Origin of the sequence: Providencia sp. R33, from assembly GCF_019343475.1 — a bacterium.
Lineage (GTDB): Bacteria > Pseudomonadota > Gammaproteobacteria > Enterobacterales > Enterobacteriaceae > Providencia.
On record NZ_CP072453.1, the window covers coordinates 2,311,135 to 2,325,316 of the forward strand.

Here is a 14,182-nt window from a genome sequence, read left to right on the forward strand (position 1 = left end):
CATGCAATTCCTACCTAGCTCACAAGATCTCGCCAATTTATCGTAAAACGGTTGGCAAAACCCCTTTCACACGTTAACCTGAGAACTCGACTCGTTCGACTAAACCCGTTTTCAGCTATACCAGCATTAACCCGCTGTATGGGGCATCTGACAGGTAAGGTTGCCATAAACACCCTTACTTTGCCTCACCACACAGGTTGGTGTTAGGTACCACAACCGAGCTTTGGAATCGACAACATGTTTGAGAAAATTACTTCTGCCCCCGCTGACCCAATTTTAGGTCTTGCTGATAGTTTCCGTGCTGATCCCCGCGATAATAAAATTAACTTAGGTATTGGCGTCTACAAAGACGAATCAGGGAAAACCCCTGTGCTTGATACTGTCAAAAAAGCAGAAAAATTCCTGCTAGATAACGAAAATACCAAAAACTATCTTGCGATTAGCGGAATGCCAGAATTTGGCCGTGTAACACAAGAATTGTTATTCGGTGCACAACATGAAATTGTCACCTCAAAACGTGCACGTACGGCGCAAGCACCGGGCGGTACGGGTGCCCTGCGCATTGCAGCTGATTTTATTGCGAAACAAACCAATGCAAAACGCGTTTGGATAAGTAACCCAACGTGGCCTAACCACAAAAATATTTTTGAAGCGGCTGGCTTAGAAGTTTTAACCTATAACTACTACGATGCGGCAAAACATGGCATGGATTTCGATGGCATGTTAAACAGCTTATCTTCTGCGGTTGCAGGCGATGCGATTATTCTGCATGGCTGCTGCCACAATCCAACAGGGATTGACCCAACGGCTGAGCAATGGGCAAAACTGGCCACCCTCTGCGCAGACAAAGGCTTATTACCTGTTTTTGACTTTGCTTACCAAGGCTTCGCAAAAGGCTTAGACGAAGACGCTGAAGGCCTGCGTATCTTCACCAAAAATAACCCTGAAATGATTGTTGCCAGCTCATTCTCGAAAAACTTCGGTTTATATAACGAGCGTGTTGGCGCATGTACGATTATCGCAAAAGACAGCGATAACGCAGAGCGCGCATTTAGCCAAGCAAAAGCGGTTATCCGTGCAAACTACTCTAACCCACCAGCACACGGTGCAGCAGTAGTCACCACTATCCTTTCTGATGATGCCCTTAAGGCTGAATGGATCCAAGAACTGACTGCAATGCGTGAACGTATTAAACGTATGCGTCAGCTGCTAGTGAAAACATTGGAAGAGAAAGGCGCTAAACAGGATTTCAGCTTCATTATCAACCAAAATGGTATGTTCTCCTTCAGTGGGCTGACAAAAGAGCAGGTAGAGCGTCTACGTAGCGAATTTGGTATCTATGCGGTAAGTTCTGGGCGTATTAACGTTGCAGGTCTGACTCTGGAAAACATGGTTCCACTGTGTGATGCTATCGTGAAAGTGCTATAAGTTTTTAAAACTCAATATTAGACACAAAAAGGCACTCAATGAGTGCCTTTTTAATAACGCTAAATTTTACTGTTAACCAAATGGTCTACCCATTCAAAATGCGTCAGGCGTTTTTCTGCTAACGCCGCTTTTAACGTATTATCTGATGTACTTTCATACTCATAACGTTGCTCTACCATGAGTTGGATCAGTTTATCTACGGTTTGCTCTGATTTATTACGCCAACTTTCATGGGTTTGATGATGGAAGTGAATGTTTGTCTGGTTAACATTCGATATCACAGGGCTTTGATGATGAATATGAACCCATCTACCTGTAATTGATTGAATGGAGGTTTGAGTATAACCTTGCTGGGTCTGCACTTCTGTTAAGCTATCCTGTTTAAAATTAATAAGGTAAACATGGTTACTACCTTCATTATCAAGAATATTAACATCACCCACTCCATCCCCATAAATAAGGTATACATCATTGCTTTTGCCGCCCAGAAGTCTATCTTTACCTTGTGTTGAAATTAATAAATCGCTATTTTCTCCACCCACTAATTGGTCGTTCCCTTTGCCACCATGAAGGACATTTTCACCACCAAGTGTGGTCAGTTCATCATGACCTTTTCCACCCTTGATGATACGGCCTTGTTTGCTCTCATCCAAGATCACATCATTTCCCTCTAACGAGTCAACGAGCCAAGGGGCTTTTGTCTCTATTCCTTTAAATATTTGTACGTCATCTCGGTCTGAGAGCGTTAATTGAATATTTTCTACATTAATGGCAACATGACTTTGTGTTTCAATTCCATCTAATTCACCATCAAGGGCAAAAATAGGTTTCCAGTCATTATTTCCCATTCTTTTTTCTTCTAAAGAACGGGAATGAATATCGTTAAAAAGCTTATCCATCCCACCTTGTATTAACGATCCTAAATGATCCGAAGGCGCAGAATATAAATGAACTTGGTTTTTATCCGTTATGGTTCTTTTTACGACAACAATCTTACCTGCTGAAGATAAATAGCGGTGATAAATAATATTATCATTTTCTTCTGTAATTGCTTCACTCGTAAAATTAATTAAATGAATATGGTTATTACCTTCTAGGTCATCAACATATACAAGGCCAGCTTGGCTACCATCGATTAAATAATGGTCATCCCCTTTTCCACCTTGCAAAGTATCAAAACCCGAACTGGAAAGCAGCACATCATCCCCCTCCCCTCCAGTAAGTTCATTTTCACCATCCCCCCCGTACAAAACATTAAATTCTCCTGCACTGGTGATTATGTCATTCCCCAAGCCACCAGAAATAAAGTTCACTTGAGAGCTATAATTTATAATAGCGTCATCCCCGCCTAGGCCATTAATTAGTCCATTTTTTGGTATATAGCCTTTCGGTAAAACAATTGCATCTGAGTCATCAGTTTCTTTATTTACTGATACTATCGGCGTAATGATACATTGCCCTTTTCGTAAATTAACATTAAACAAATTGCTATGTTTATCTTGGATAACAACAGCATGTTGCATACTCTCATCAAAGTTATCAAATCGAATAGAGAGGTTTGTAATGTTGAACCTATCTTTTAAAACAATTTTAGAACCTTCCATTTTTAATTCAAAAGCATTAATAGTTGGGAGCAATAAAACTACTTTATCATTTTCACCATACAAACCTCTTACCGTAGAAAAATCAAAAATAATATCTTGTTGATAAAGTTCAATATTGTCGAACCGGTAAATATCTTTGCCTAAACTGACCTTGATATCATTCCCCCCTGAAACATAATTGAGTACATCATTCTTTGAGCTCCCTTCATATGTTAAACCATCAGCAAGACCTAGCCATTTAAAATCTCCCCAACTTGGTTTAGCATATATTCTACTTTGATTTAAAATCATTGCGGAATCTGAAGCCGAAATATAAACCGATTTTTCATTACCCATAGCCTTTTGATCAAATGATTGTAAATAGGTAATGTCAAATATCTTTTCTTCTATTGTTTCTTCTAATTTTCCATCTATATCTTTGAGTCTACTATTAAGTAAAAAACCGTCTCTTGTTCTAATATGATAATTATGATTAAGTGTTTTTACTTCATTTAAATCAATATATACATTGTGTAATTTTATTGTCATATAACCATCAAAATTAGCTACTCTCTTCCCATCTAACTTCATAACTGGCATAGACAGTTCTAATACTAAGTTGTTGCCATCTAAATAAGCCTCCTTTATTTCACTGAGGTCATAATCTAAATTAACAATACTACTAGATGCAGTTTCTTCATTGATATTTACTACTCTGTGATGAAAATCATAATGACTTTTATTAAAAATCCTCTTTTGCTCAAATGCTTTTTTCTCTGAGTTATATATTTTCTTATTTAAGAAAACATCTGATACTTCGCTTTCCCAGTCATAACGACGAATATGATATGTATCATCACCCTCTCCACCATAAGCACTACCATGACTTAGTATTAATCTGTCATTTCCTGCATGCCCATAAATTAAATCCTGACCACTTCCACCATCTAAAACATTATCATTATTATCACCAATGATGCTATCATTCGTTGCACGCCCCCTAATAATAATGTTTTCCATATTAAAAACATGCGCAACCTGTATATTAGAACCAAATTCTTTTTTTCCATTAAGGTAATTAATGACATTTTTATTTAAATTAATTTCGATAGCCGTAACTGTGTCTGGATGTTCATCTATAATGATAGTATCATTCCCACCCTGGCCATCAAAATATTTTCTTGTCATAGATTCTGATAACTTCAATAGAAAAGATCTATTTTCATTTAAGAAATCTTTATCCCTTAGATAAAAATAATCATTTTTACTGCCTCCGACAAAAAACTTATTTCCATTTAAAGCCTGAAATGCATTAATTACATTATTCTTACCTATTATTATATCCGTACCATTTCCAGAATTAAAGCTAATACCGCCAAACCTTGACTCATTAATATATCTGGAAATTAAATCACCATCATTAAACTCCTTTGATAAATACTTGTTTATGCCATTTTTATTATTATGAAATATTTTAATCTCTCCAGTAACAACAAATAACTTCGCATTCCTCACATCTGATGGCACTATATTATTCTGATACTTTTTCGGTTGGCTAACATCATTGATGTTATGCGTTTTTTTAAACTGTTCCAATAGCAGATTATTATAGTCCGAATTTAGATTTAAATATTCTGATGAACTTTCAGTTCCTATTAATTTCCTGCCTGATACAGCTTTCTTTCTTGGCCTAAAAGCACTTACTGCATCATCTTGAGTACGTTTTCTTACTTCACCATTTTTACTTAAAAAATATTCATTTTGTAAAATATTTATTTCTTCTAAATTAAAATTCGGCGCACCTTGCTTAGTATATTTGATGAATTCATTCTTATACCCGCTTCTGACTTCTTTACCACCAAAGTAATCTGTATAATAACCTGCGATCATTTCTTCACCATCAGCCACTAAATAGAATCGCTCCTCATCAACTATTCTTGGTTTTTCAATTATCTTTAAATGATATTTAAAACCTGCAGGGGCTAATGTGCGCTCAAATCGTTCAACATCAGATTCCCAATCTGCTTTTTCAAAGAATTCAAGATAACGTTTTGTCGTGAGATCATGTTGTGTACGTAAAGTTGGTTCTAGCCCTAAAGCACCGCGGATCCCCTCCTCTAATTCCCGATCCCAACTAATGTCTATTTCTTGCTTAATATTTTCAACGGCACGCACCCCATTATAAACCCAACCACCGACTAGTATAATTCCACCTATGACAACGCCTATTACTGGTATTGTCGAAGAGGCAACTAATACTGCAACTACAGTGATGCCATTCACCACAAAACTTGCAATCGATAATGCTGCGTTAACAATTAAATCTTGCCGCTGTTTAGGATCCTTCACGGTGTCAAGCTTAGACAAATTATCATAAGCTTGGTAGGCATCAAACCCCATACCCGCTAAATTGAACATAATCATAACACCAGCCGCTAAACGAGGGCGGAATGAAGAAATATTATTTGTATTATGAACAATTTTCAATAATACCGGCTGTAATATCATATCCCCGTAATTTGCAAAAGCATTACCGCACGTAATATAAAGTTGTTTTTCAATTTCTAAACGCTCTTTCTGGGTTAAATCAGGGTCATCTAATTTATTAATCAATGCATATAAGCTAATTAGCGATTGTAATGCCCCGGCAGTTCCCATTACTTGCCCAACACGCCCACCAATTCGTTGAAAACGAGGTAAATTACTCCCTATTTTATGAAGACTTTTAACTAACTCTGTAGATTGCTTAGAATTTTTAAGATCGACATCTTTGGCAATAATCTTAAGTTGTTCTTTTAATATATGTGTATTTTTAAAATCAGTATCATAATTAATGATTAAATCTACATCATTTGCTCTTTTATATAGTATTTTTAGTAAGCTCAAGCCATCATCGCTTTGCGCTTTTAACAAAGTCAACTCAGCGGCTAGGTTCTCAGCATTAAAACGAATTTTATGGCTCCACCCTTCTGACATAGTGTCGAGCAAAGTGAGTGGTCTTCCATCAATGCTGACCCCCAACCCTTGTAATTTTGATAGAGATATTTTTTCACCATCGATATAAACCCAACAATTAACGGAATCTGTAAAATACTGATTTTTTAAAATATGTTCTTTCTGAGTTTTATACTGACCCATATTTTTTTGTAATGCAGGTGCATCCAAGTCAATAAGTTTCATATCAGCCCTGACTTTGCCATTCGAATCGAAACCAAATCCCGCATATTCACTACGTGTTATTTTTCTTCCATCCGACAAAATAATTTCATCATTAAAATAATTAGTAATAAACTGGTGAAACTGCTTTTTCGCCAAGTTAGCATCTGTATTTTTAATGCTAAGCTGAAAACCATTAGGGTCATATAAGCTATAAATATAATTACCATCTCGAATAGAATGATTAACCGTATAGCTTACTGATTTCCCTTTTATTATTAAGATAGAATTATCTACGGTGTGATAGTGTCTATTATTTGCATCAATAACTGAAAGTATCGATTGGTCAGCGGCTTCTATGCCATTTTTAGTCATATTTTGTATAACATCTTCAGTATAACTTTGTATTTTTTGTAGTAATTCTGTTTCTCCATCAGAAAGCATACCCCGCAGTTGTTTCTGTTCCAACGATGCTTTACGGTCAAAAAACAAACAAGCCGAATCTTCCCCAGCTAATTGAAACTCCACACCATACAACAACCCCATTTTCACATCATAATTAGTTGACTGGCTTAATCCTCGTATTGAATTATGGTTAACTTTATTTAATTTGATATCTGAGTATTTATTAATTTTTTGGTTAACTATACTGTTGAATTGTTGGTTTTGTAGCATTGTTAAATTTTTATATTGCTCAACGATACCCTTTAAATTAATGTTTTTTAGAGAAAAACTTTTATCTGTAAAATGGCTGTCATTTAATTGACTAATTTCAATTAAATGATTCTTCAATAATAAAAATGCATTTTCATTATTAACCACAGATAATACTTTCCCATTGTCTAAGCCACTTATTGATGGAAATAATGACTCAAGCTGATTTCGTGATTTTAAACTTAAATCTTTTAATGTGATTGTTCCATCATTTAATGCTTTTAATATAGTACAGGTATCTTTTGCTTGTATTTGTATTTTAGTGGGTAAGTCACTATTAAATATACCGTCCCATTCTTGGCGGCTTGTTGCATTATCGCCATTAAAGTATTGATTAACCTTTGGTGAAATAAGTGGGTCATTTACTGCAATAGCTAACTTATGATGATTTAACGCCCCATTTTCATCGGTAAAATACCCTTTAAGATATGGATGACTTTCTAAATTGATATCTTTAACATCAATATTTTTTAATGAAATTTTTTCCAATAACGAAATGAGCTGCTGATTAGAGTGACTTGTGAGTTTAGTTGTAGAGATATCACTATTCGCCCCTATGAATTTATTAAGAACTTCATGGGTAAATTTAGATTTAACATCACAGTTAATACCTTGTAATTTAAGCCATTCAGATAAACTATTAATAAATATTTTGTGCTCACCAGCTTCCGTTATCATTGCTGGTCCAACAGAATGGAATAGAATATTATTAGGATTTATCAGCGGATATTGCTTTTTGAGTGCCGATAACTCAATAGATAATGCATTTGTTGGCTTTCGTACTGTTTCTGTATCACCAATCACCACCCAATTAGTTATTTTTTGTTTTTCCATTAAAGAAATTAAATGTTCTGTACCATACTCTAAAATATGTTTTTTACTATCCACATCCATTTGAAATATTAATGTGTTTTGAGGACTTCTAGCGGCTAAACTCTCCGCTTGTAATAACCCTTTTTTATCCCCCGTTATCCTAATAATAACGGTTAATTCTTCTGAATGCTGAATTGTATTTGTTAATGACTTTTTTTGAATATTTTGACTATTAACCATCTTCCAAATAGGAATATCTATGATACCAAGTTCATTTAATCGCGTAGAGAAAGTAGTACAAAAATCACTGGGCAACATACTGTTGTGCTTTTTAAGCTCCTGAACAAATAATTTATAAACATCATGATTATAAGCTACTTTTTTAAGTAAATTATTATCAAGGATACGTGTGTCAGGATCCCTAAACATATACATCGGGTCGGGCTCAATATAATCATTTAACTGAGCGAGTGACAGCTCACCACGGCGAAGCTCATTAATAAAATATAATGTACTAGAGTTATTATTTATCCTAATTTGCTCACTGCCTGAGTGGTATTGATAGATAAATTTGTAACCTTGCGTATTTACCGTATCTTTTGCAAAATCAATAGAATAGATAATCTTAGAGCCTAAATAAATATTTCCGACTTGCCGATTATAAGCAACGACAGGGGCACGAACATTATTCTCGGCGAGTATACTAGTCGCTTTTATCGCAAAGTTTTCATTAACACCTCCTCGACCTAAATTACACCCTAGCATAACGAGTTTATCTGGCACTGTATTTTTTAATACTTTTCTGCGTAAATACATTAATGCTTCTACATATTGCTGTGCATTTTTCTCCATATAAAGCGTTGGCTGATGATTACCATAATATCTTCCATGGCCAATTGTTACCCAACGTATTTTTCCTACATTAATTCTATTTAAGTCTCCATGTAAGATTTTATATTGCTTCGAGCCCATATCATACTGAATAACCATAGAGTCTTCAGGGTGTTTAGAAAATGCATGAGCGGTTGCTTTAGCTGACTCTTTATCACCTCCATTTTGAATAATAATATTATAGGTATATTCAGTCGGTTTTGCCTGTCTATTAGTTTCCGCATCTTTAGCTTTATTTTGACGGTACATCAACATTGGATCTAACCAAGTATCTAAGCTGTCTATATTTGGAGAATGGCTTTCTGGCAATCGGCTATTTTTATGCTCTTCCTGTATATTTAAATAAATATCATCAAAGTCTGCATCTAACTGAACAGCTAGTTTTTCTGTACTGGGCTCATTATTGCTGATACTTTTCTTCCGTATTATTTCATCTCTTCCTTCAATAAAACTAACTGATACTTTACGTTTAGGATCGAAATATTGACCATTATCTCCTTCACTCCATTTTTTATTTAATGGGGCTCTATAGCCTTGATTTATTAATAACTGCTGAAAGTTAGAAAGATCTTCAACATCATTAACAATGATTGCTCCTTGAGGGTTCATATGAAAATAGGTATCAATGGATTCGGTCGTACCTGTAAGGGCATTTTTTCCTTTTAGTTTTTCCGGTAATAAAAAGGTAATTGGAAAATTTTCGTTCATTATACTTGCGGGGTTAGCATCATCGGCACCATGGTGGATCAGCTCCATCCCATCCGCTAAACCAAGTTTTTTATTTAACTTATTTTTTATTTCTTTAATTTTTTTATTTGTAATTCCATTATCTTTTCCTTCTTTCCTATTATATTCTATTTCATCATTATATAATTTTTTTTGTTCTGAATTTAATTCATCATAATTTACATTAGCCTTCCATTCATCCCATGTTAACATTGGTGTTACTTTTACATAATGCTCTAAATCTGACATCGGAAAAATAATACTGAAAACATCATAATCTGCGGTCATTGCTTTTCCTGTTTTAGGATCACCAATAACATAAAATGGTTTTATTTTATTATTTTCCTGATGATATACATCCCATACATCCCTCCCTTCTTTAATACTTTTTTTTTAGAAAAAACACTTTTTCAACATCATCAAAAGATGCCGTTATCTCTTTATATCCATCATGTTTATTTTTATCTGAAAAATAGATCGTTTTATATTGTATAAGCTCCTCAACTCTTTCTTGAGTAATTTCTAATATAACAGCAATAGCTTTACCTTCATTAATAGATTCTTGTGAGTAACTGTTATATTTTTTACTATTTTCTCTCCCTGATTTTTTTGCAAATTGCTGTTTTACAGGAATAAAGCCTGTATGTGGCCCCCAGTCTGAACTTTTCGCTTTTATCGCTAACCCTTTGCTACTGTATTCTCCAGTTCCTATAATACTTGTTGATTTAGGATCAACCGGACGAATACCAATAATAATATTCTCCTCATTGGCAACTTGGCTGATTAAACTTTGATGTATTTCTGAAACACCTGAAATAGGTGCATCAATATCTTTGTTCAAAGGTGTGAGATGTAAGTTAATACTGGTATAGTCTTTATTAACATCTCTAAAATTATTTTTTTGTGGTAATGACGAATATGAATCATCCAAGCTAATTGTTTTTTTACTCTCTTCATTATTAGCATTTTCAATGGAATTAATTTTAGACAAATCCAAATCTATATTTACTTTACCCATATACATCCCTATATATATAAAATTTTGATATTAAAACAAGAATAAAAATCAACTTAAAATATCAGATATTTAAAATATAGCTAGATTCAAATAATATAATTAGGACATAGTTTTAAATAAATTTAAATTATATATTCCACATGCAAAATAACCCCAAAAAAGGGGTTATTGAATGATGCTATGAATAATTAATTTCAGTAAACTATTCATCCTGTAAGAAAGGGTTAGTTTTGCGCTCAAAACCTAAGTTTGACATCGGGCCATGACCCGGAATGAACTGGTAATCATCCCCTAATGGCAACACTTTGTTTTTAATCGAAGCAATTAAATCTTGGTGGTTACCACGTGGAAAATCACTGCGCCCTACACCACCTTTAAATAACACATCACCCATTGAAATCAGTTTATCATCATGATTAACAAAAATTATATGACCAGGCGTATGCCCAGGGCAATGCAGCACATCAAAGGAAATTCCGCCGCAGGTCACTTTGTCCCCTTCTTCTAGCCAGTAATCAGGCGTGAAATCAGGGCATTCTCCGATATAAAACATCGCATTTTGCTCTGCAAGGTTTTCAATCCAGAAAGCATCTTCTTTCTGAGGACCATAAATGGGCACTGAAAAATGTTTGGAAAGTATGGCTGATGCGCCAATATGGTCAGAATGACCGTGGGTAAGTAGAATTTTTGTGAGTGTTAATCCACGGCTTTCGATAGCAGAAATCAATTTTTCTGCTTCACCACCGGGATCAACCACAACTGCGTCTAACGTATTTTCATCCCAAATAACCTGACAGTTTTGCATAAACGGCGTTACTGGGATAATAGTATATTTCATCGAACAATTACTCCGTAATCTGTGTCACCTATGCACAGATTACCACGTTCTTGCTGGTCCTGTATCGATATGAATGAAATTGCTTCTTGGGTAATAACCAACGCCACCTGCACCCATTTTTAATGCAGCTTTACGGACATTGCTTAATTGTAGACCTTCGATATGGAAATCCATCGCTTGTCCGCGGGTGTGATAGCTTTTTTTCGCAACACCTGAACTTTTACTGCGCAATTTATTATTGGTTTCTAAAGAACGGTAACCGGAGATTAATTGAACAGGTTTATTCGTCCCCATCATCATTTGCAGTAAATAGATTTGATCGAACAATTTTGGATCAATCGTTTTGACCTTGTCACAACGGTAATCACGGAAAAGATGATTTAAACGAGCAAGTTCAGATTTATTGTAACGGCGGCCATCAAAAAATTCTGTTTTTAAAAACTCGCCAGTATTAATATTCTGAAAACGTAAAATGCGAGGGCGCGGTGTCGTCATGGCGGCAAATACATGGCTTGGTAACAAACTGAGGCCCACTGTTGCAGCGCCAATTCCCAGCCATTTTCTGCGGGTTTGATCAATAATATCCATAGGTGATAGCTCAGACTCTAATAATTTAAATAAATATTCGATGAATTTCAGACAACCTATTGAGTCTAGCAAATCACACTCAGTTTTAATGTATAATTATGTAAAGATATGCATACTTTAAGGCAAATTTATTGCAATATTCGTCAAAAATAGAGTCATATCACTAAATTCTGCGTCTTAACATTATTATTACGTTAAATCTGCTGCAATGTATTTGAGATCGCCACAACATCAATAATCTAATTTAAATGATAATCTCAAGTTATGAATTAACAACGGAATTGTTTGGAATCAAACTGAATAGATAGGAAGTCAAAAAAATAGAGAGGTTTCCCCCTCTATTTATTCATTTATTATTGAGATATTACAGCATGATTTTTTTCAATAATGGCAAATACTTATCTGCATTATCAATACTGTTATCATATTGATAGATATCTGCACGGTATTGCGGTTGCTGATCTTTATCCACCCAAGCTGTTTGGTAATAAAGATAGACAGGAATTCGGTCAGGAATATTGACGTAACGTGTTGACCCTTCCTTCAATGCGCCATCAATACGCTTTTGTTCCCAACCTGCATCGCCAAGTAAAATACTGGCAAGCTCACTAGCTTTATTCACACGTACGCAGCCTGAGCTTATCGCACGTGCGTTACGGTTAAATAAGCTGTGGTTTGGCGTGTCATGCAAATAAATCGCATCAGAACTTGGCATATTGAATTTATAGCGCCCTAACGAATTCGTTGGGCCTGGTGCCTGCCGAATACGGTATGGGAAATTTGCTGGGGTGATATTGTCCCAATCGATTGAGTAAGGATTTATTTCATAAGAATCCGCCCCCCAACCTGAATAAACCGTATACCCTTTGCGGCTAAAGTAACTTGGATCTTGTTTTCCTCTTGGGGCGATATCTTTACGCGCCATATTTGTTGGCACACTCCAAGGCGGATTAATAACCACATTATTTAATGCGCTGCTCATAATGGGTGTTTTGCGATCTGCACGGCCAACAATCACCTTAGAATCAAGGATAACTTCATCATTAAGATAAAAATCTAATGAATAACCTGGAATATTAACTAAAATTCCAGTGCCATTACTCGCAGGAATAATACGCAAACGTTGAATATTCAGTGCCATCAAGCCTGCTTTTTGCGTTGGCTTCATATTTAGCCAAACTCGTGTCCCCTTTCCAATCACACCATCAGCTTCTAAGCCATACTGCAATTGAAATTTTTTAACGGCATCGACCAGTTCTTGATCATAAACTTTAGAGGCTACGCTAGCTGATTTTGCAGGTTCGACTGCCAAAACCTCAGTCGGTTGTTCGCTTGCTTGCTCTGCAACTTGCGCTAACGTTTCTGGAGCTTCAGTCCCAACAACGTCTTCTGTGGCACTTTCACCTAACAAACCTTCTCGTTGTAAAATTTTACGTAACACAAGCACATCATCACTGGATTGCCCCGGTTTTAATGCCTTGGTTCCCGTAATTTCTAACTCATCTTCAGGCAACGCCAGCAATTTCAGCATTTCCTTACGCATTGGCTGGTACAGTGGGTGATTAGGTGCTTGCGCTTTAACCCACTCAGTTAGACGCTGAGATTCGACGGCATCTAACCATGGTTTCATTTGAGCCGCTGTCGGCGCAATGATTTTATATGGCCGGTTTGTATATAACCAGTATTGCCCGCTTACTTCAACAGAGGACAAATATTGAAGATAGCCAAGCATCGCATCAGACAATATAACATCACGACCAAGCTCACTAAGTTGATTATTTTCCAACATAGATAACCATTCACTAAATTGCGGTTGCATACCAGAAAGTGAAAGTTCGGCTATTTGTTGTTGGAATTGGCTAATCGCTGTTTCATCTTGCCATAGCAACTTCATTTGCTTATCGGCATATAACTTAGCGAGTTGCGTAGCAAAAACAGGTTTCACATCAGCTGGAAGGGAAGCCGTTATTTTTGCCATACTCTGTGTTGGTGTTACCGTGATAGACTCTTTAACCTCAACAACTTGTGGTTGTTGAGTTTCGGTTACACTTTGCTGCGTATTTTCATCATTGGAAAATGCAGGGAATTGGAATGCCATTAACCCACATATTACTGAGACTTGCAGAGCTTTCACTCTTCTCTTTGCCATACATCCACCTTAAGTTACTACATGGATAACAATAGTTTTTATTATAGTTGCGATTTGATTGTATTTTATTTTAACAATAATGTTATAGGAATAGACTAATTTTAGTGATTTTGAATGTTCAATCATCTGAAATAATTAAAAGCCAAATAGGCACTTGAGAAGTAGAATTATTCCCATCTTTAACAATTCTGCGTATTGAGTTCATTAAACTCCGCATTAAACATAGTTGAATTTTATTTTAAATAAAAGTATTTACCTGCTCTTATTTGGCTCACTAA

General features: G+C 35.7%; 6 protein-coding genes. 1 reads left to right on the top strand and 5 read right to left on the bottom strand.

Going from position 1 to position 14,182, the window contains the following annotated elements; translation table 11 throughout:
* Positions 1-237: 237 nt before the first annotated feature.
* The gene (locus J6836_RS10995) at positions 238-1,428 is read left to right on the top strand and encodes an amino acid aminotransferase (protein ID WP_219249239.1); all 1,191 of its coding nucleotides are present in this window, start codon (positions 238-240) and stop codon (positions 1,426-1,428) included.
* Positions 1,429-1,487: 59 nt separating this feature from the next.
* Here J6836_RS10995 and J6836_RS11000 read toward each other — a convergent pair whose 3' ends face one another.
* The 5 genes from J6836_RS11000 to ldtD form a co-directional block, all read right to left on the bottom strand.
* Positions 1,488-9,599 carry a C80 family cysteine peptidase gene (locus tag J6836_RS11000; RefSeq protein WP_219249241.1) on the bottom strand — a complete coding sequence of 2,704 codons (8,112 nt, stop codon included), beginning with the start codon at positions 9,597-9,599 and terminating at the stop codon, positions 1,488-1,490.
* A gap of 91 nt (positions 9,600-9,690) precedes the next feature.
* Positions 9,691-10,329: a CyaA/EF/ExoY family adenylyl cyclase toxin gene (locus J6836_RS11005; RefSeq protein WP_219249243.1), complete on the bottom strand. Its 639-nt coding sequence runs from the start codon at positions 10,327-10,329 to the stop codon at positions 9,691-9,693.
* Between the two features lie 202 nt (positions 10,330-10,531).
* Complete coding sequence (locus J6836_RS11010; protein ID WP_219249245.1) at positions 10,532-11,167, bottom strand: MBL fold metallo-hydrolase; 636 nt, start codon at positions 11,165-11,167, stop codon at positions 10,532-10,534.
* A 39-nt stretch (positions 11,168-11,206) separates the two neighbouring features.
* Positions 11,207-11,755: a YcbK family protein gene (locus J6836_RS11015; RefSeq protein ID WP_219249247.1), complete on the bottom strand. Its 549-nt coding sequence runs from the start codon at positions 11,753-11,755 to the stop codon at positions 11,207-11,209.
* A 364-nt stretch (positions 11,756-12,119) separates the two neighbouring features.
* Positions 12,120-13,904, bottom strand: a complete 1,785-nt coding sequence (gene ldtD / locus J6836_RS11020; protein ID WP_219249249.1) for a L,D-transpeptidase — start codon at positions 13,902-13,904, stop codon at positions 12,120-12,122.
* Positions 13,905-14,182 lie beyond the last annotated feature (278 nt).